This window comes from Streptomyces sp. NPDC031210 (assembly GCF_055570395.1).
Map to the genome: position 1 here is coordinate 547,892 of NZ_JBVIHH010000002.1, position 18,229 is coordinate 566,120.

General features: G+C 70.8%; 15 protein-coding genes and 2 pseudogenes. 8 read left to right on the forward strand and 9 right to left on the reverse strand.

Annotation, left to right across the window (positions count from 1 at the left end; genetic code table 11):
• Positions 1–176: 176 nt before the first annotated feature.
• From ACZ45Z_RS06110 to ACZ45Z_RS06135, 6 genes and pseudogenes are all read right to left on the reverse strand, one after another.
• A pseudogene (locus ACZ45Z_RS06110) lies at positions 177–550 on the reverse strand (transposase); the annotation flags it as partial.
• A 359-nt stretch (positions 551–909) separates the two neighbouring features.
• Positions 910–1,106: pseudogene (locus ACZ45Z_RS06115) on the reverse strand (IS5/IS1182 family transposase); the annotation flags it as partial.
• Between the two features lie 38 nt (positions 1,107–1,144).
• Positions 1,145–1,573 (reverse strand): Fur family transcriptional regulator, encoded by a 429-nt coding sequence (locus ACZ45Z_RS06120; RefSeq protein ID WP_468356801.1) that lies wholly within the window; start codon positions 1,571–1,573, stop codon positions 1,145–1,147.
• Between the two features lie 153 nt (positions 1,574–1,726).
• Positions 1,727–2,620, reverse strand: a complete 894-nt coding sequence (locus tag ACZ45Z_RS06125) for a metal ABC transporter permease (protein ID WP_468356805.1) — start codon at positions 2,618–2,620, stop codon at positions 1,727–1,729.
• Entirely contained in the window at positions 2,620–3,387 is a 768-nt protein-coding gene (locus ACZ45Z_RS06130) for a metal ABC transporter ATP-binding protein (RefSeq protein WP_468356808.1), read from the reverse strand. Before ACZ45Z_RS06130 ends, ACZ45Z_RS06125 begins: the two co-directional genes overlap by 1 nt.
• Before the next feature lie 41 nt (positions 3,388–3,428).
• Complete coding sequence (locus ACZ45Z_RS06135) at positions 3,429–4,403, reverse strand: metal ABC transporter substrate-binding protein (protein ID WP_468356811.1); 975 nt, start codon at positions 4,401–4,403, stop codon at positions 3,429–3,431.
• A gap of 188 nt (positions 4,404–4,591) precedes the next feature.
• On the opposite strand from ACZ45Z_RS06135, the gene ACZ45Z_RS06140 reads away from it, so the two are divergent.
• The gene (locus tag ACZ45Z_RS06140) at positions 4,592–5,974 is read left to right on the forward strand and encodes a glycine--tRNA ligase (protein ID WP_468356814.1); all 1,383 of its coding nucleotides are present in this window, start codon (positions 4,592–4,594) and stop codon (positions 5,972–5,974) included.
• A gap of 226 nt (positions 5,975–6,200) precedes the next feature.
• Here the strand turns inward: ACZ45Z_RS06140 and ACZ45Z_RS06145 are convergent, their stop codons facing one another.
• Positions 6,201–6,617, reverse strand: a complete 417-nt coding sequence (locus ACZ45Z_RS06145) for a hypothetical protein (RefSeq protein WP_468356817.1) — start codon at positions 6,615–6,617, stop codon at positions 6,201–6,203.
• 177 nt (positions 6,618–6,794) lie between these two features.
• Here ACZ45Z_RS06145 and ACZ45Z_RS06150 point away from each other — a divergent pair, with 177 nt between their 5' ends.
• Together ACZ45Z_RS06150 and ACZ45Z_RS06155 are read left to right on the forward strand one after the other, a co-directional pair.
• The gene (locus tag ACZ45Z_RS06150) at positions 6,795–8,009 is read left to right on the forward strand and encodes a sensor histidine kinase (RefSeq protein WP_468356820.1); all 1,215 of its coding nucleotides are present in this window, start codon (positions 6,795–6,797) and stop codon (positions 8,007–8,009) included.
• Positions 8,010–8,017: 8 nt separating this feature from the next.
• Positions 8,018–8,656 carry a response regulator gene (locus ACZ45Z_RS06155; RefSeq protein ID WP_468357396.1) on the forward strand — a complete coding sequence of 213 codons (639 nt, stop codon included), beginning with the start codon at positions 8,018–8,020 and terminating at the stop codon, positions 8,654–8,656.
• A gap of 45 nt (positions 8,657–8,701) precedes the next feature.
• Here the strand turns inward: ACZ45Z_RS06155 and ACZ45Z_RS06160 are convergent, their stop codons facing one another.
• Positions 8,702–9,337, reverse strand: coding sequence for a TetR/AcrR family transcriptional regulator (locus ACZ45Z_RS06160; protein ID WP_468356823.1), 636 nt, complete (start codon positions 9,335–9,337; stop codon positions 8,702–8,704).
• 178 nt (positions 9,338–9,515) lie between these two features.
• Here ACZ45Z_RS06160 and ACZ45Z_RS06165 point away from each other — a divergent pair, with 178 nt between their 5' ends.
• Together ACZ45Z_RS06165 and ACZ45Z_RS06170 are read left to right on the forward strand one after the other, a co-directional pair.
• Positions 9,516–9,905 carry a VOC family protein gene (locus ACZ45Z_RS06165; protein WP_468356826.1) on the forward strand — a complete coding sequence of 130 codons (390 nt, stop codon included), beginning with the start codon at positions 9,516–9,518 and terminating at the stop codon, positions 9,903–9,905.
• A 54-nt stretch (positions 9,906–9,959) separates the two neighbouring features.
• The gene (locus ACZ45Z_RS06170) at positions 9,960–10,493 is read left to right on the forward strand and encodes an anthrone oxygenase family protein (RefSeq protein ID WP_468356829.1); all 534 of its coding nucleotides are present in this window, start codon (positions 9,960–9,962) and stop codon (positions 10,491–10,493) included.
• A 34-nt stretch (positions 10,494–10,527) separates the two neighbouring features.
• Here ACZ45Z_RS06170 and ACZ45Z_RS06175 read toward each other — a convergent pair whose 3' ends face one another.
• Positions 10,528–12,003: an MFS transporter gene (locus ACZ45Z_RS06175; protein WP_468356832.1), complete on the reverse strand. Its 1,476-nt coding sequence runs from the start codon at positions 12,001–12,003 to the stop codon at positions 10,528–10,530.
• Positions 12,004–12,104: 101 nt separating this feature from the next.
• On the opposite strand from ACZ45Z_RS06175, the gene ACZ45Z_RS06180 reads away from it, so the two are divergent.
• The 3 genes from ACZ45Z_RS06180 (at position 12,105) to ppdK (ending at position 17,758) form a co-directional block, all read left to right on the forward strand.
• Entirely contained in the window at positions 12,105–13,028 is a 924-nt protein-coding gene (locus ACZ45Z_RS06180; RefSeq protein ID WP_468356835.1) for a helix-turn-helix transcriptional regulator, read from the forward strand.
• A 187-nt stretch (positions 13,029–13,215) separates the two neighbouring features.
• Positions 13,216–14,343 carry a tRNA dihydrouridine synthase DusB gene (gene dusB, locus ACZ45Z_RS06185; protein WP_468356838.1) on the forward strand — a complete coding sequence of 376 codons (1,128 nt, stop codon included), beginning with the start codon at positions 13,216–13,218 and terminating at the stop codon, positions 14,341–14,343.
• Between the two features lie 679 nt (positions 14,344–15,022).
• Positions 15,023–17,758 carry a pyruvate, phosphate dikinase gene (gene ppdK / locus ACZ45Z_RS06190; protein WP_468356841.1) on the forward strand — a complete coding sequence of 912 codons (2,736 nt, stop codon included), beginning with the start codon at positions 15,023–15,025 and terminating at the stop codon, positions 17,756–17,758.
• Positions 17,759–18,229 lie beyond the last annotated feature (471 nt).

An 18,229-nucleotide genomic window follows, 5' to 3' on the forward strand; every position in this document is an offset into this window, starting at 1 on the left:
ACGGCCCAACAGCCGAGACCAGACGCAGTCCTGGGTTCAGGACTGGGGGAAGCCTGGTTCGGCTTTGGCGCGATGTGGGGTGCCGATCATAACCAGCCACACCGGAGAAACGGAGAGATGACTTCCGTTGATCACATGTGGTAGTGGCGACGGAGACGTTGCGCACCGGACGTTGGCCAGGAGATCGTGCGCTCGACGACGTAGCGGAAGATGCCCAGGCCCGTACCGTGCGGCTGGCCTCGCTCTGCGATCACGGGTCGGATTCCGCGCTGCCAGAGGAGTCGACGGTACTTGTCGTGGTCGTAACCGCGGTCGGCCAGGAGGGCATCTGGCAGTCGGCGTGGTCTTCCGACGCGGCCCGCGATGGCCGGGATCTTGTCGAGGAGCTGCAGAAGTTGAGTGACGTCATTTTCGACCGCAGTTCCTTCAGCAGCACGACGTGCAGGCGGTCTCAGACACCCGCCTCGTTCCACGCGGCCAGCCGCGGCCAGCAGGTCATGCCGAAGCCCAACCCCTGAGGCAGGTACTCCCATTGGATGCCGGTGTGCAAGTGCCTTACCGCGCTCACACACCGCGGTGAACCCGTCGACCCGGTCACGATGCTGTGGGAGGCTCAGCACCGGGGCCTCCTCACCCAAAGCACCACCTCACGCGACCTGATGACGCTGCGCTCCACACCGGTCGGTTTGCCCAAACACTGGGGCGAGAAGATCGTGCAGCGTGCCCTGCTCTACCGCGCGCTCACACGGTCGCCGACCGCATTCCGCCTACACCAACGACCCGGCCAACACACCCCACCAGTTGATCACCGGAAGCCGCCGCATCCTGGCCGATTTCACCGCTACGCGCACCCGATGGCAACGCAGCACCGCCCCTGCCTCGCCGCCCATCTCCCGCACAACGAGATGTGTTGCGCTCCTTGTAAGCCTCGCGGTCGAAGCCGGGCGGGCGGCCGCCTCGGCGGCCTCGCCGCTGGCGGTGGCCGATCTGGTCGGACGGCTGCGGGATGACCGCGCGGATTCGGCGGCGCCGCAGGCGAGCGGTCGTGCACCGCCGTCCGCGGCCAGGTGGAGCTTCGTGCTCAGCCCGCCGCGGGAGCGTCCGAGTGCGTGACCGGTGGGCTCGCCGGAGCGGGCCGCCCCCTCTAGCCCTCCTGGGCGGCCCGCTCGGCGCAGTCGCCGCAGGTGCCGAAGATCTCGATGGTGTGCGCGACATCGCGGAAGCCGTGCTCGGCGGCGATCTGGTCGGCCCACTTCTCCACGGCCGGGCCCTCGACCTCGACGGCCTTGCCGCAGGCGCGGCACACCAGGTGGTGGTGATGGTCGTCGGTGCTGCACCGGCGGTAGACGGCCTCGCCGTCGCTGGTGCGCAGCACGTCCACCTCGCCGGCGTCGGCGAGGGACTGGAGCGTCCGGTAGACGGTGGTCAGCCCGACGGAGTCACCCCGGTGTTTGAGCATGTCGTGGAGCTCCTGCGCGCTGCGGAACTCGTCCACCTCGTCGAGTGCGGCCGACACAGCGGTCCGCTGCCGCGTCGACCGGCCGCGTACCGGAGATCCCGCGCTCGTCGCCACCGTTGCCTCCCTAAGACGTCAGGTCCGCCCCCTGGTCGCGGGGCGCCCCTCCCGCGCCCTTGAGGCGTGGGGGAGTCCGGCCATTGTGCCAGGTGATGACCGGACCCCTGGTGGGACGCTTACGCCTTCGTCGCTCTGCGTGTCGTCGCCGCGTCACACACTGACATCGTCCGCCGGGCTCCGGCCGCCGGGTACCTCAAGAGTGCACCCCTTTCCCGTCCGCGCGGCAGCCCTGGCACGCTTTTTCGCCAGGGGCGCGGCGAGCCCGGTGAAGAGCACGAAGAGGGCGATGGCGTAGAGGACGATGGTCGCGCCCGACGGCACGTCCACGTAGTACGAGGTGGTGGTGCCGGTGAGGGTGACCGCCACGCCGATCCCCAGGGCGAGCGCGAACGTCGTCGCGAAGCTGCGGCTGAGCTGCTGGGCGGCCGCCACGGGGATCACCATCAGGGCGCTGACCAGCAGCAGGCCGACGACGCGCATCGCGACGGTGACGGTGACCGCGGCGGTCACGGCGACCAGGAGGTTCAGCAGACGCACCGGCAGGCCGGTGACGCGGGCGAACTCCTCGTCCTGGCAGACCGCGAACAACTGGCGGCGCAGGCCGATGGTGATCAGCAGGACGAAGGCGGCCAGCACGCAGATCGTCGTCATGTCCTGTGGCGAGACGGTGGTGATCGAGCCGAAGAGGTACGTGCCGAGGTTGGCGTTGGAGCCGGCGTCGGAGAGGTTCATCAGCATCACGCCGCCCGCCATGCCGCCGTAGAACAGCATGGCCAGCGCGAGATCGCCGCGGGTCCTGCCGTACCAGCGGATCAGCTCCATCACGACGGAGCCGGCGACCGCGACGGCGGTCGCGACCCACACCGGGCTGGTGTTGAGCAGGAAGCCCAGGCCGACGCCGGTGAGGGCGACGTGCCCGATGCCGTCGCCCATCAGGGCCTGGCGGCGCTGGACGAGGTAGATGCCGATGGCCGGGGCGGTGACACCGACGATCAGCGCGGCGAGCAGGGCCCGCTGCATGAAGGCGTAGTTGAGGATTTCCATCAGGTCAGCAAGCCCGTCCGGATCGGTTCCGCGGCCGCGTCGGCGTGCGGGTGGACATGGTCGTGGCCCGGCAGCGCGTGCTGGCCGACGGCCTCGGGCGGCGGCCCGTCGTGGACGACGCAGCCGTCCCGCAGCACCACCGCGCGGTCGATGAGCGGCTCCAGCGCGCCCAGCTCGTGCAGGACGAGCAGCACGGTGGTGCCGGCCGCGACCTGCTCGCGCAGCGCGCCGGCCAGCACTTCCTGGCTGGCCAGGTCGACGCCGGCCATCGGCTCGTCCATGATCAGCAGTTCGGGTGCGCCGGCCAGCGCCCGGGCTATCAGCACCCGCTGGTGCTGGCCGCCGGAGAGCGCGTTGACGGAGTCCTTGGCGCGGTCGGCCATGTCCACCAGCTCCAGGGAGCGGCGCACGGCGGCGCGGTCGGCCTTGCGCAGGAGGCCGAGCTTCGTACGGGCGAGCCGGCCCGCCGTGACGACCTCGCGGACGGTGGCGGGCACACCGCTGGAGGCGGTGGTGCGCTGCGGGACGTAGCCGATGCGGGCCCAGTCGCGAAAGCGCCGGAATTCGGTGCCGAAGAGGGACAGCTCGCCGCCGGTGAGCGGCACCTGGCCGATCACCGACCGTACGGCCGTGGACTTGCCGGAGCCGTTGGCGCCGAGCAGGGCGACGACCTCGCCGGCGCGGACGGTGAGGTCCACGCCGCGCAGGACCGGACGGGCGCCCAGCGAGGCGCTGGCCCCGCGCAGGTCGATGACCGGCTCTTCCATGGTGACCTCCGTCACGTGCTGGGTCGGTGGGGCGTCGGGGATCACTTGCTGCCGAGGGCCTTTTGGAGCGCGGCGAGGTTGGCGCGCATCACGCCGAAGTAGTCCTCGCCGCGGGACTTGTCCGTGATCCCTTCGAGCGGGTCCAGGACATCGGTCTTCAGGTGGAGGTCGCCGGCCAGGGCCTTCGCGGTGGCCGGGTTGGCGATCGTCTCGAAGAAGACCGTGGAGACGTGGTGCTCCTTGGTGAGCTCGTGCAGGTCCTTCACGCGGTTGGCGCTGGGCTCGGACTCGGGGTCGAGGCCGCTGATGGCCTCCTGGGTGAGGCCGTAGCGCTCGGCGAGGTATCCGAAGGCCGCGTGGGTGGTGACGAAGGTGTCGGAGGACCGGTTCTTCAGCCCGTCCTCGAACTGCTTGTTCAGCCCGTGGAGCTTCTTCACCAGCGCGTCGGTGTTCTTGCGGAAGTCGGCCTTGTGGTCGGGGTCGGCCTTGGCGAGGGCCTTGTTCACGCCCTCGGCGACCTCGGCGTACTTCACGGGGTCGAGCCAGATGTGCGGGTCCTTGCCGGCCTCGGCCTTGGAGTGCGAGTGGTTGTCGCCGGTGGAGTGGTCGTGGCCGTCGACCTCGGTGCCGTGTTCCTTGAGGCTGGTCAGGGAGGTGGCCTCGACGATGTTCTCGACACCGGACTGCGCGACCGCGTCGTCCACGGCGGGCTGGACGCCCTTGAGGTAGAGGACCGCGTCGGACTCGCCGAGCTGGGCGGTCTGCTGCGGGGTGAGGTCCAGGTCGTGCGGCTCGACACCGGGCTGGGTGAGGTCGGTCACCTCGACGTGCTTCCCGCCGATCTCCTTGGCGAGGAACTCCAGGGGATAGAAGGAGGCGGTGACGCGCGGTTTGCCGTCGGCGCCGCCACCCGAGCCGCCCGCGAAACCGGAGGTGGAGCAGGCGGAAAGGGCCAGAAGGCCGAGCGCCGAGGCTCCGGCGAGGGCGGCGGTGGATATGTGGCGGCGTACGTTCATGACAGTCATTTTCAACTAAGTTGGAAACGGTTGTCAACAAAGCGGGTGCCGGGCCGGGCACGGCGAGAGGTCACGCGTGGACGGGAGCAGACTGGAGGCCGGGGAAGCCGGAACCGATTTGATCCGGGGGGTACGGCCGCCGGTACCCTGAGCCATTCGCTGTTCGTCGTCGTAATGAAGAGAGCACCGTGGCCGCCGACAAGATCGATACCATCGTCAGCCTGAGCAAGCGCCGTGGCTTTGTCTACCCCTGTAGTGAGATCTACGGCGGCTCCCGCGCTGCCTGGGATTACGGTCCCCTCGGCGTGGAGCTCAAGGAGAACATCAAGCGCCAGTGGTGGCGCGCCATGGTCACCTCGCGCGAAGACGTCGTCGGTATCGACTCGTCGGTGATCCTGGCCCCCGAGGTGTGGCAGGCGTCCGGCCACGTCGCCACCTTCACCGACCCGCTCACCGAGTGCACCTCCTGCCACAAGCGCTTCCGCGCCGACCACCTGGAAGAGGCGTACGAGGCCAAGCACGGCAAGCTCCCCGCGAACGGCCTCGCCGACCTCAACTGCCCGCACTGCGGCAACAAGGGCGGCTTCACCGAGCCCAAGCAGTTCTCCGGCCTGCTCTCCACCCACCTCGGCCCGTCCCAGGACACCGCCTCGGTCGCCTACCTGCGCCCCGAGACCGCCCAGGGTATTTTCACCAACTTCGCCCAGGTGCAGCAGACTTCGCGCAAGAAGCCGCCGTTCGGCATCGCCCAGATGGGCAAGTCCTTCCGCAACGAGATCACGCCCGGCAACTTCATCTTCCGCACGCGTGAGTTCGAGCAGATGGAGATGGAGTTCTTCGTCAAGCCGGGCGAGGACGAGCAGTGGCAGGAATACTGGATGGAGCAGCGGTGGAACTGGTACCGCGACCTCGGTATCCGCGAGGAGAACATCCGCTGGTTCGAGCACCCCGCCGAGAAGCTCTCGCACTACTCCAAGCGCACCGCTGACATCGAGTACCGCTTCAACTTCGGCGGCACCGAGTTCTCCGAGCTGGAGGGCGTGGCCAACCGCACCGACTACGACCTGACCGCGCACTCCAAGGCGTCCGGCCAGGACCTGTCGTACTTCGACCAGGAGGCCGGCGAGCGCTGGACCCCCTACGTCATCGAGCCGGCCGCCGGCGTGAACCGCGCGATGCTCGCGTTCATGCTCGACGCCTACATCGAGGACGAGGCGCCCAACGCCAAGGGCAAGATGGAGAAGCGCACGGTCATGCGCCTCGACCCGCGCCTGGCGCCGGTCAAGGTCGCGGTCCTGCCGCTGTCCCGCAACCCGGAGCTGTCGCCGAAGGCCAAGGGCCTGGCGACGGACCTGCGCAAGAACTGGAACATCGAGTTCGACGACGCGGGCGCCATCGGCCGCCGCTACCGCCGCCAGGACGAGATCGGCACGCCGTTCTGCGTCACGGTCGACTTCGACACCCTCGACGACAACGCCGTCACGGTGCGCGAGCGCGACACGATGAAGCAGGAGCGGGTCAGCCTCGACCAGATCCAGGCTTACCTGGGCGGGCGACTGCTCGGTTGCTGATCGGTTGTCGACCGGTCGCCGGTCACTTGCTGATCGGCGGCTGAGGGGGCGGGGTCGGCCGCGGAGTGATCCGCGAGGACCGTCCGCCGAGTGAACCTGGCGCCGGCCGGGCTCGATCCTCTTCGAGTCCGGTCGGCGCTTTTGTGTGCCGGGTTGCGCGCCGATGTGTGTGCCGACGTGCGGGACGGGCGGCGGGCGCGTGCCGGGTTCGGGGGCGCGCGCCGGGTCACGGGCGGCGGGCGGCGAGGGCCGTGCACAGGGCCGCGAGGGGGAGTTCCGCGCCGAGGGCCATCGCTATGGCGCAGGCCAGCTCGGCTCCGGGGGCGGCCGTCGCCAGGTCGAGACAGGCGTCGGCGACCAGCAGGACGGCCGCCGCGGCCGCCGGGGCGCGGTGACGCGGATCGGCGCGCAGCAGGCGGACGCCGGCCGCCAGGAGGCAGGCGGCCTCCAGCGAGTCCAGGGCCACCCAGGCCGCGGCCTCGCCCGGTGGCAGCGTCCCGGCGAGGTAGCCGAGCCACGGCAGCAGCGCCAGCCCGGCGCCCGTCAGGACCCGACCCTGCCACCGGCGGGCGGTGGAGACGGCGGACGGTCCTGATGCGTAACTACCCGACTTTATGGGGCAGTTGAGGGCGGTGAGTGCCATGGAAAGGGGCCTCTTTCGGCTGTCGCGAACCCGGCCGTCGGGCTCACCACCACACTCCAATCCCGGCCGGCCACAGTCAGTAACACCGCTTTCCGACTTGGGGTGGCACTGGCTTCACCCCCGTTCCGGACACTGCCTTCATGGCCGCCGCCGACCGCCGCCGCATACCGTTGGATCATGACCATCCCGCCCCGCCCGCGCCGCGCACTCGTGCGGCTGCGGCGCGACGTCCTCTTCCTCGCCGCCGGCGTGCCGCCGCACCTCGTCCCGCTCCCGCTGTTCTTCTGGGCCCTGCTCCTGACGAGCCGAACGGTGGCCGGGACCTCCTCCGAGGCCCCCGTGATCCTGGCCGCCCCGCTCTGCCTGCTGGCGGTCGCCGGGTACGGACTGACCGAGGCCCAGCGGTGGCGCTTCCGGGCGCTGTGCGGAGTGGAACTACCGCGGCTGCGACGGAAGGAGGCCAAGCGGCAGTTCGCCTACAACTGGCTGATCGGGCCGCTGCTCGGGCTGCTGGAATTCCTGCTCCTGGCGCTGCTGCTGGCCGGGCTGGCGGCCGCGCTGACCCTGGTGTGGATCTGGCTCGTGCCCTCGCAGTGGCGGATCGAGCACCCCGGCTACACCACCCAGGCCACCTACTTGACCGTGCTCGGGCTGGCGGTTCTCGCCGCGGTGCCGGCGCTGGCCGCCGGGCTCGTACGGCTGGAGGAACTGGTCGGGCGGGCGGTGCTCGGCGTCAGCCGCTCCGACGAACTGGCGCGGCGGGTCGAGGACCTCACCGAGAGCCGGGCCGGCGCGGTGGACGCCGCCGACGCCGAACGCCGACGCATCGAACGCGACCTGCACGACGGCGCGCAGCAGCGCCTCGTCTCCTTGGCCCTCAACCTCGGCCTGGCCAAGGCCACACTCACGGATCTGCCGCCGCAGGCGCGCGAGGTCATCGACACCGCGCACCGCGAGGCGAAGGACGCCATCGAGGAGCTGAACAGCCTGGTGCGCGGCCTGCACCCGGCCGTCCTGGACGAACTGGGCCTGGACGCCGCCCTGTCCGGACTCGCCGCCCGCGCCCCGCTCCCCGTACGGCTGCGGGTGGACCTGGCGCGGCGGGCCGCACCGGCGGTCGAAGCCGTCGCCTACTTCGTCGTCTCCGAGGCCCTGACGAACATCGCCAAGCACGCGCGCGAGGCGACCAGGGCGGAGGTGACGGTCACCCGGATCGGCGCGATACTGCGGGTGGTGATCGCCGACGACGGACCGGGCGGCGCCGATCCGTCCAGGGGGAGCGGCCTGAGAGGGCTCGCCCAGCGGGTGCGGTCGGTGGACGGGACCTTCCGGATGAGCAGCCCTGTGGGGGGCCCGACCATGATGAACGTGGAGTTGCCGTGCCCGATGTGAAACGCGCCGTGATCGCCGAGGACTCCGTGCTGCTGCGGATCGGGCTGGTCAAGGTGCTGGAGATGGCCGGCTTCGAGGTGGCGGCCGAGGCGGGCGACGCGCAGGGGCTCCTCGCGGCCGTCGAGGAACACCGGCCCGACATCGCGGTGGTGGATGTCCGCATGCCGCCCGGCTTCACCGACGAGGGGGTACGCGCCGCCCTGGCGATCCGCCGGCAGTGGCCCGGCACGGCGGTGCTGCTGCTGTCGCAGTACGTCGAGGAGCGGTACGCGGCCGACCTCATCGCGACGAACACCAGCGGGGTCGGCTACCTGCTCAAACAACGCGTCGCCGACGTGGAGGAGTTCGTCGAGGCCCTGCGCCGGGTGGCGGCCGGCGGCACGGCCCTGGACCCGCAGGTCGTCGCCCAGCTCCTGGTGCGTCGCGCGAGCGACCCCCTCGAACGCCTCACCGCCCGCGAACGCGAGGTGCTCGCCCTGATGGCCGAGGGCCGTTCCAACGCCGGGATCGCCGCCCAACTCGTCGTCAGCGAAAGCGCGGTGGCCAAGCACATCAACAACATCCTCGCCAAACTGGACCTGCCGAGGGCGGACGCGGACCACCGACGGGTGCTGGCGGTGCTGCGGTTTCTGGGGGTGGGGGGTTAGCCGTTCGCTGTTCGTCGTCCTCCGTTCGCCGTTCGCCGTTCGCCGTCAGGCGACGGCGTAGTCGGCGAGTGCGGGCTCCAGCAGATCGAAGACGACGGTCGCCTCGGCCCCGACGGCGTCGGCGATCTCGGCGTTGGCCCGGCCGGCGAGGGTGAGTTCCTGGATGCGCTGGAAGAGGACCCGGTGCGCGGTGCCCAGGAGGGCGGCGGCCGTCCGGGGCGTGATGGTGTCGGAGGTGACGCCCGTGGCGTCGGCGAGAACCTCCGCCAGGGCCTCCTCGCGCTGGTCGTGCAGTTCGCGCAGACGGGCGGTCAGGGTGGGGCTGTCGAAGACCATGCGGGAGAACTCCCGGCCCGCGAATCCCGCCACCGGATCCTGACTGCCGACGGCGGCCAGGAACGCGCGGCGCAGCGCCGCCAGCGCCGACTCGCCCGCCGCGCGGTCGGCGACCGTGAGCGCCAGGCTCGCGACGAACTCCTCGTGGTGGTCGAGGGCCAGATCCTCCTTGCGGGGGAAGTAGTTGGTGACCGTCTTCTTCGCGACCCGGGCCGCCGTGGCGATCTCCGCGATCGTCGTCCGCTCGAAGCCTCGCTCGACGAACAGCCGGGTCGCCTGGTCGGAGATGAGCTGCCGCGTCTCCCGCTTCTTGGACTCCCGGAGTCCCATCATCTCGATAGTCATGGCGCAATCTTACATCCGTAGCAAAAATCTCTTGACGGCCTCCATGCGCTCGGTCTAAATTTACGCCCGTCATAAAAATACTCCGAGGGAAGATCCCGACAAGGGGCCACGCACCTCAGTCGTGACCACACCGCCCCCGCACCGCCTCACCACACCGCGCCGCTTCACAGGAGCCCCCTTGCAGATCACCGCCTCCGCCGTCTCGCTCACCGTCGAGGACATCGCCGCCTCCCGGGCCTTCTTCACCACGCACCTCGGCTACGAAGAGGTGGCCGCCGCCGACGGGTTCGTCTCGCTTTCCCGCCCGGACGCGGCGGTTGACCTGGTCCTGCTGCGCCGGGGCATAGAGGTGCTGCCGGCCGACCAGCGCGACCAGCGCGCCACCGGCCTCATCCTGGCGTTCACCGTCACCGGCCTGGAAGCCGTCCAGCGGCGGCTGACCGACGCGGGCGTCGCCCTCACGATGCCGCTCCGCGAAGAGCCGTGGGGCGAGCGGCTCTTCCAGGTCACCGACCCCAACGGCGTCGTCGTCCAGTTCGTGGAGTGGACGCAACCGTCCAGCACCTGAAAAACGTCCCCCCTCGCACCACGGCCCGCGTCACCGCACCGGAAAGGGAGGGCGATGAGAGCCCTGCAAACCGCCACACTCCTGGCCGCGACCCTCACCGCGGGCCTCATGGCCGGCCTGTTCGCCGCGTTCGCCTACGCGGTGATGCCCGGCCTCGGCCGGTCGGAGGACCGCACGTTCGTCCAGGCCATGCAGAACATCAACAGCGCCATCGTCAACGGCTGGTTCCTGCTCCCCTTCCTGCTGCCCCTCCCTCTCCTCGTCCTGGCGACGGTCCTGGCCTGGCGCGGCCAGGGCCGGGTGGCCCTCCCGTGGATCGTCGCCGCACTCGTGCTGTATCTGGTGGCGTTCCTGATCACGGGCGGGGTCAACGTCCCCCTGAACGACGCGCTCGCCAAGGCCGGCACCGTCGGCCACGGTGACCACCTCAAGGCCGCCCGGGCAAGCTTCGAAGGTCGCTGGGTGACCTGGAACGTCGTACGCGCCCTGGCGCACACCGCCGCCTTCGGCTGCCTGGCCTGGGCCCTCCACCTCCACGGCACCCATGGCGGCCGAGCTTCGGCCGCCATGGACGCACTGGCCGGGTAACCGGCCCCGGCCCGGCCCGGCCGGAGTGAGCGGTTCAGCGCAGCGCGCGGGGGAGGCGGAGGCCGAGCGCCGTCGTGGCCAGCACGAGAGCCAGTTGCGTCAGCAGGGCGGCCAGGAGCGCGTCGCGGATGCCGACGGAGGGCACCAGCGCCAGGAAGAGCGTGCCGAGGGTGGCGACGCCCAGTGCCAGTCCGGACTGCTGGGTGGTGACCATGACGCCGCCGCCCACCCCGGCCTGCGTCGCCGGCAACTCGCTCAGCACGATGCGCATCAGCACCGGCAGCACCATGCCCTGCCCCAGCCCCAGGATCGCCATGCTCGGGGCGAGGCCGGCCACCGAAAGCCCGGGCCAGCCCGCGCGGATGGTCAGCGCCAGCGCGACCAGCCCCGTCGCCTGGATGAGCGAGCCCGCCAGGACCACACGCCGCCCGAAACGCAGCACCAACCGGGGGCCGGCCAGCGAGGCGAAGAAGAAGGTGACGCACAGGGGCGCCAGGGCCAGACCCGCCGCGAACGGCCCGTAGCGCAGGCCGTCCTGGAGGGCGACGGCCACCACGAACATGAAGCCGCCGAAGCCCACCGAGAACGGCACGATCATGGACAGACCGCTGTGTACGGACGGGATGCGCAGCAGGGAGGGCGGGACCAGCGCCGTGCGGCCCGCGCGTTCGGCGCGCCGCTCGACCAGGACGAACGCGGCGGCCGCGAACGGGAATCCGGCCAGCAGCAGCCAGGACCACAGGGGCCAGCCGGCCGCCCGCCCCTCCGTCAGCGGCAGCAGCAGAGTGATCAGGGTGACGGCCAGCAGCGCGGTGCCGGGCCCGTCCACGCGGGACGGACGCGGTGAACGGGTCTCGGGGACCGTACGGGCGGTCAGTAGCCAGGCCGCCGCGGCGATCGGCACGTTCACCAGGAAGACCGCGCGCCAGCCCGTGCCGCCCAGGTCCGCGGAGACCAGCAGGCCGCCGAGCACCTGGCCGACGGCGCTGGACACACCGGCCGTGCCGCCATAGAGGCTGACCGCCTTGGCGCGCCGCTTGCCGGTGGTCGTGGCCTGGATGGTGGCCAGCGCCTGCGGTAGCAGCAGGGCGGCCGCGGCTCCCTGGGCGACCCGGGCGGCCACCAGCGTCCAGGGGCCGGGGGCCAGGCCGCAGGCGAGCGAGGTCACCCCGAAGGCGGCCAGGCCCCACAGGAACAGCCGGCGGCGACCGATCATGTCGCCGAGCCGGCCGCCGAGGACGAGCAGCATGGCGTACGCGACGCCGTAGCCCGCCACCACCATCTCCAGCATCGCGGGGCCGGCGTGCAGGTCGTGGTCGATGGTCGGCAGCGCGACGTTGACGATGAAGAAGTCGATCATCGGCAGGGCCGCGCCGAGCAGCACGGTCAGCAGGCCGAGCGGGGTCAGGGCGGTGGTGGCCGACAGGGGCGGTGCGGAAGTGGTCGGGGAGGCGGGCAGGGCCTCGGGGGCAGCCGCTGGGACGGTGCTCGGTGCTCGGGTATCGCTCACGGGAAAGACGATCGCCGGTCTCTCAGGCTGGTACCAGAGTCTTCTTATCCTGGTACCCGCTCTACCTGGCAACGGGCTTGCCGCTCCGGCACCCTGGGGGCATGACCGTGGACGTGAGCCCGCCCCAGCCTGCCGTATCCCCCGGCAGGACCGCCCCGCGCGCCAACGACGGCGACGGCGCCGACGCCGTTCGGCGTGCCGAACTCGCCGCCTTCCTGCGCAGCCGGCGCGAGCGGATCACGCCCGAGCAGGTCGGACTGCCCCGCGGCACCCGCCGCCGTACGCCGGGACTGCGCCGTGAGGAGGTGGCGCAGCTCGCCGCGGTCGGCGTCACCTGGTACACGTGGCTCGAACAGGCCCGGGACATCCACGTATCGCCGCAGGTCCTCGACGCCGTCGCCCGCGCGCTGCTCCTGGACCGGGCCGAGCGCAGCCATCTCTTCTCCCTGGCCGGCGCCGTCGACCCGCTGCCGGGCACCGAATGCACCGGCGTGCCCCGGGCGTTGCGGCAGATCCTGCACCAGCTCTCGCCGTTCCCCGCCCTCGTCCAGAACAGCCGGTTCGACATCCTCGCCTACAACACCGCCTACGGGAGCCTGATGTGCGACCTGGACGCGGTGCCCGAAGAGGACCGCAACTGCATGTGGCTGGCGTTCACCGATCCCCAGTGGCGGGCACGTGTGGTGGACCGGGACGCCACGGTGCGGATCATGGCCGCCAAGTTCCGGGCGTCGATGGCCGAGCATGTCGCCGAGCCGGCCTGGAAGGCGCTGGTGGCGCGGCTTTCGGAGGCGTCGGCGGAGTTCCGGGAGATCTGGGCGCGCCATGAGGTCGTCCGCCCGGTCAGCGACACGAAGGTGTTCCGGCACCCCCGGGTGGGCATCCTCCAGCTCTCCCCGGCCAGCTTGTGGACGGGCCCCAACCCCGGCCCCAAGGCGCTGGTCTACACCCCTGTGGACGAGGCGTCCCATGAACGGCTGGAGCGGTTGCAGCGCCTGGGGGAGGAGCCCCGGGCCGGGGGGTGAGCCACGACCGCTCCCTCGGCGCCACGGCGGCCGCCATACCCGCCCGGAGGGGCCCGCTGACGCCCAGGGCGGTGCCCCCGGCAGCAGCCGGACGGGGCCGGTCGCGCGGTGCGGGACAATGGGAGGTCGCGACGCCCGCTCGCCCGGCGGTCGCCGCCCGCCCCGACCCGTCGAAGGAACCTCTCCCATGACTTTGCTGAAGATCGGTCCGCACGCGGTGCAGCCGCCCGTCGTGCTCGCGCCGATGGCCGGGATCACCAACGCCCCGTTCCGGACGCTGTGCCGGGAGTTCAGCGGCGGCAAGGGCCTGTTCGTCAGCGAGATGATCACGACGCGGGCGCTGGTCGAGCGCAACGAGAAGACCATGCAACTGATCCACTTCGACGCGACCGAGAAGCCGCGCTCGATCCAGTTGTACGGCGTCGACCCGGACACCGTCGGCAAGGCCGCCCGCATGATCGCCGAGGAGGACCTCGCCGACCACATCGACCTGAACTTCGGCTGCCCGGTCCCCAAGGTCACCCGCAAGGGCGGCGGCTCCGCGCTCCCCTACAAGCGGAACCTGCTGCGCTCCATCCTGCGCGAGGCGGTGGCCAACGCCGGCGACCTGCCCGTGACGATGAAGATGCGCAAGGGCATCGACGACGATCACCTCACCTACCTCGACGCGGGCCGGATCGCGGCCCAGGAGGGCATCACGGCGATCGCGCTGCACGGCCGGACCGCCGCCCAGCACTACGGCGGCACGGCCGACTGGGACGCCATCGCGCGCCTGAAGGAGCACGTGCCGGAGATCCCGGTGCTCGGCAACGGCGACATCTGGTCGGCGGACGACGCGCTGCGGATGATGCGCCGGACCGGCTGCGACGGCGTCGTCGTGGGGCGCGGCTGCCTGGGGCGGCCGTGGCTGTTCGGCGATCTGGTCGCCGCCTTCGAGGGCACGGGGACGTACTCCCGACCGGTCTTCAAGGAGGTCGCGGCGGTGATGGTGCGCCACGCGACGCTGCTCGGTGAGTGGATCGGCGACGAGACGCGCGGCGTGATCGACTTCCGTAAGCACGTCGCCTGGTACACCAAGGGCTTTTCCATCGGGTCCGAGATGCGCCGCAGCCTGGCGGTCACCTCCTCGCTCGACGAGCTGGACGCCCTGCTGTCGGAGGTGGACCAGGACCAGCCGTGGCCCGAGGGCGCGGACGGCCCGCGCGGGCGCACGTCGGGCCGCAACCGGGTCGTCCTGCCGGACGGCTGGCTGGAGGACCCCTACGACTGCGCGGGCGTGGACGCGGACGCGGAACTGGACACGTCGGGCGGCTGAGAGCTTGCCGGTGCGCGCGGGCACTCACGGGTGCGCGCGGGCGCTTGAGGGCCTTTGGGGGGCTCGCCGCCGGGGCCGACCGGGGCCGGGGCGCGGTCGGGCGGTATACGACCCCGGCCGTCCGTGCGGTGTTCCGCGCGCCCGAAAACGATTGGCCGGATCCGGACGCTCGGCGGCTCCCGAACGGGTCGCCCCGGGCCCTGTTGGGCGCGTTTTCCAGGCTCTCCGTACGGCGTGCCCCCTCACCACCCCTGGCGCGCCCTTTCACCACCCCGGCGACGTCCTCCCCGGGTGTCCGGCGATCGTCCGGAAGCGGGTCCGGATGATGGGATCGGCGGGCGCCCGAGCGCGTGATTCTCGCCACCCCTGATAGGGGTCGCGCTCAGATGAGCGTTTGGGGCGGGACTCCACCTCTCCAATGATGGCACCGGGTGCCACGCGTCATTCGTTCGAATGATCAAGCCATGCGTGGCGCTGCGTAGCACAGCGGCCGTCCTCCGATTGCGTAGCGGAGTGATGCATTCAGGTAATGAACTCACCTCTTCGAGTGAGATCACTTTCGATCTGCTGGCGGACGGCTGGTTACGCACACATGTCGACCAAGTGGACGTACCCATGTGCCTTCGATCTGGGTATGTTCCTCGCCGTCAGGGCAGCCCGTCGGCGAGGAGTCAGTCCCGTGCCGGAAACACAAGATCCCCACGTAAGCCAGCCTTCGTCCACGAAGTTCGTCTACGACTTCACCGAGGGCAACAGAGACCTCAAGGACCTCCTCGGTGGCAAGGGCGCGAACCTCGCCGAGATGACCAACCTGGGGCTTCCCGTCCCTCCCGGCTTCACCATCACCACCGAAGCCTGCAAGGTCTACCTCGACAGCGGCACGGAACCGGCGGCACTGCGTGCCGAGGTCTCCGAGCACCTCGACGCCCTTGAGCAGAAGATGGGCAAGAAGCTCGGCCAGGCCGACGACCCGCTGCTCGTATCGGTGCGCTCCGGGGCGAAGTTCTCCATGCCCGGCATGATGGACACCGTCCTCAACATCGGCCTCTCCGACGCGTCGGTTTCCGGCCTCGCGGCGCAGGCCGGCGACGAGCGGTTCGCGTGGGACTCCTACCGCCGCCTCATCCAGATGTTCGGCAAGACCGTCCTGGACGTCGACGGCGAGCTCTTCGAGGAAGCCCTCGAAGAAGCCAAGCAGGCCAAGGGCGTCACCGTCGACGTCGACCTGGACGCCGCCGATCTGCGCGCGCTCGTCGACCAGTTCAAGGAGATCGTCGCCAAGGAGACCGGCCGCGACTTCCCCCAGGAGCCCCGCGAGCAGATGGACCTCGCCGTCCGCGCGGTCTTCGACTCCTGGAACACCGACCGCGCCAAGCTCTACCGCCGCCAGGAGCGCATCCCCGGCGACCTGGGCACCGCGGTCAACGTCTGCTCCATGGTCTTCGGGAACCTCGGCCCCGACTCCGGCACCGGCGTCGCCTTCACCCGCGACCCGGCCAGCGGTCACCAGGGCGTCTACGGCGACTACCTCCAGAACGCGCAGGGCGAGGACGTCGTCGCCGGTATCCGCAACACCGTGCCGCTCGCCGACCTCGAAGGCATCGACAAGGCGTCGTACGACGAGCTGATGCAGATCATGGAAACGCTCGAAACGCACTACAAGGACCTGTGCGACATCGAGTTCACCATCGAGCGCGGCAAGCTGTGGATGCTCCAGACCCGTGTCGGCAAGCGCACCGCCGGTGCCGCCTTCCGGATCGCCACCCAGCTCGTCGACCAGGGCCTGATCGACGAGGCCGAGGCCCTCCAGCGGGTCAACGGCGCGCAGCTCGCGCAGCTCATGTTCCCCCGCTTCGACCTCGACGCGAAGTCCGAGATGATCGGCCGCGGCATCGCCGCGTCGCCCGGCGCCGCGGTCGGCAAGGCCGTCTTCGACTCCTACACCGCCGTCAAGTGGTCCCGGTCCGGCGAGAAGGTCATCCTCATCCGCCGCGAGACCAACCCCGACGACCTCAACGGCATGATCGCCGCCGAGGGCATCCTCACCTCCCGCGGCGGCAAGACCTCGCACGCCGCCGTCGTCGCCCGCGGCATGGGCAAGACCTGTGTCTGCGGCGCCGAGGAGCTGGAGGTCGACACCAAGCGGCGCCGGATGACCACCAAGGACGGCACCGTCATCGAGGAAGGCGACGTCGTCTCCATCGACGGCTCGACCGGCAAGGTCTACGCCGGCCAGGTGCCGGTCGTACCGTCCCCGGTCGTGGAGTACTTCGAGGGCCGCATGCACGCCGGCGCCGACGACGCCGACGAGCTGGTCAAGGCCGTCCACCGGATCATGGCGTACGCGGACCGGGTGCGCCGGCTGCGCGTACGGGCCAACGCCGACAACGCCGAGGACGCCGCCCGCGCCCGCCGCTTCGGCGCGCAGGGCATCGGCCTGTGCCGCACCGAGCACATGTTCCTCGGCGAGCGCCGCGAGATGGTCGAGCGCCTCATCCTGGCCGACACCGAGGCCGACCGGGACGCCGCCCTCGAAGACCTGCTGCCGCTCCAGAAGGCCGACTTCACCGAGCTTTTCGAGGCGATGGACGGGCTGCCGGTGACGGTGCGGCTGCTGGACCCGCCGCTGCACGAGTTCCTGCCCGACATCACCGAGCTGTCGGTCCGCGTCGCGCTCGCGGAGGCCCGCAAGGACGCCAACGAGAACGACCTGCGCCTCCTCCAGGCCGTGCACAAGCTGCACGAGCAGAACCCGATGCTGGGCCTGCGCGGTGTACGCCTCGGCCTGGTCATCCCCGGCCTGTTCGCGATGCAGGTACGGGCCATCGCCGAGGCCGCGGCCGAACGCAAGAACGCCAAGGGCGACCCCCGCGCGGAGATCATGATTCCGCTGGTGGGCACCGTCCAGGAGCTGGAGATCGTCCGCGAGGAGGCCGAGCAGGTCATCGCCGAGGTCGAAAAGGCCCGCGGCGTCAGCCTCAAGCTCACCCTCGGCACGATGATCGAGCTGCCCCGTGCCGCGCTGACGGCCGGGCAGATCGCCGAGTCCGCCGACTTCTTCTCCTTCGGCACCAACGACCTCACCCAGACCGTGTGGGGCTTCTCCCGGGACGACGTGGAGGCCAGCTTCTTCACCGCGTACCTGGAGAAGGGCATCTTCGGCGTCAGCCCGTTCGAGACCATCGACAAGGACGGCGTGGGCTCCCTGGTCCGCAGCGCCGCCGAGGCCGGCCGCGCCACGCGCCCCGACCTCAAGCTCGGTGTGTGCGGAGAGCACGGCGGCGACCCGGAGTCGGTGCACTTCTTCCACGAGGTGGGCCTGGACTACGTCTCCTGCTCGCCGTTCCGCATCCCGGTCGCGCGCCTGGAGGCGGGCCGCGCGGCGGCCGAGTCCCTCGGGAGCGACAGCCGCTGAGCATGACCCGGGCAGGTGTGCGCCGCACGCCCTCCTGCCCCTGAAACCACCCGGAGCCGGCGGCCTGGTACCCAACCCTCAGCCTCGCCGACGGGCTCCGGAACCCCAACGAGGGCGGCACCTGTGCGGAGGTGCCGCCCTCGCTTTTCTCCGGACTCCCCCCTCGGGAGTTGCCGCCACCCCAGTCGGCGCGGGAAGGCGGCCTTCAACGGAACTGCCGAGCGGCCGGTTAACTGCCCATCACCCCCCACGGGATCGAGCAATCCGTTCCGTTCGCACCGCCGTTGAATTGAGTACAGCATTCCTCGCGCGCCCCCCGTGGCGCGACCCGTTTCAACTCTGGCCAAAAGGGCATGGTGACCGCGCGTGTTGGCATGCATACTCAGGCGTGCCGGGGGCCGACTGAGGAAACAAGAGTGGGGGATCGGTGTTACGCGTCCATTTCAGTGGACTCGATCTGGCCCGCGTGCG

Coding starts and splice junctions, on each gene's coding strand:
- ACZ45Z_RS06170 (WP_468356829.1), top strand. CDS start 9,960: ATGAGAGCCCTGCAAACCGCCACACTCCTGGCCGCGACCCTCACCGCG.
- ACZ45Z_RS06150 (WP_468356820.1), top strand. CDS start 6,795: ATGACCATCCCGCCCCGCCCGCGCCGCGCACTCGTGCGGCTGCGGCGC.
- ACZ45Z_RS06145 (WP_468356817.1), bottom strand. CDS start 6,617: ATGGCACTCACCGCCCTCAACTGCCCCATAAAGTCGGGTAGTTACGCA.
- dusB (WP_468356838.1), top strand. CDS start 13,216: ATGACTTTGCTGAAGATCGGTCCGCACGCGGTGCAGCCGCCCGTCGTG.
- ACZ45Z_RS06135 (WP_468356811.1), bottom strand. CDS start 4,403: ATGAACGTACGCCGCCACATATCCACCGCCGCCCTCGCCGGAGCCTCG.
- ACZ45Z_RS06125 (WP_468356805.1), bottom strand. CDS start 2,620: ATGGAAATCCTCAACTACGCCTTCATGCAGCGGGCCCTGCTCGCCGCG.
- ACZ45Z_RS06180 (WP_468356835.1), top strand. CDS start 12,105: ATGACCGTGGACGTGAGCCCGCCCCAGCCTGCCGTATCCCCCGGCAGG.
- ACZ45Z_RS06130 (WP_468356808.1), bottom strand. CDS start 3,387: ATGGAAGAGCCGGTCATCGACCTGCGCGGGGCCAGCGCCTCGCTGGGC.
- ACZ45Z_RS06160 (WP_468356823.1), bottom strand. CDS start 9,337: ATGACTATCGAGATGATGGGACTCCGGGAGTCCAAGAAGCGGGAGACG.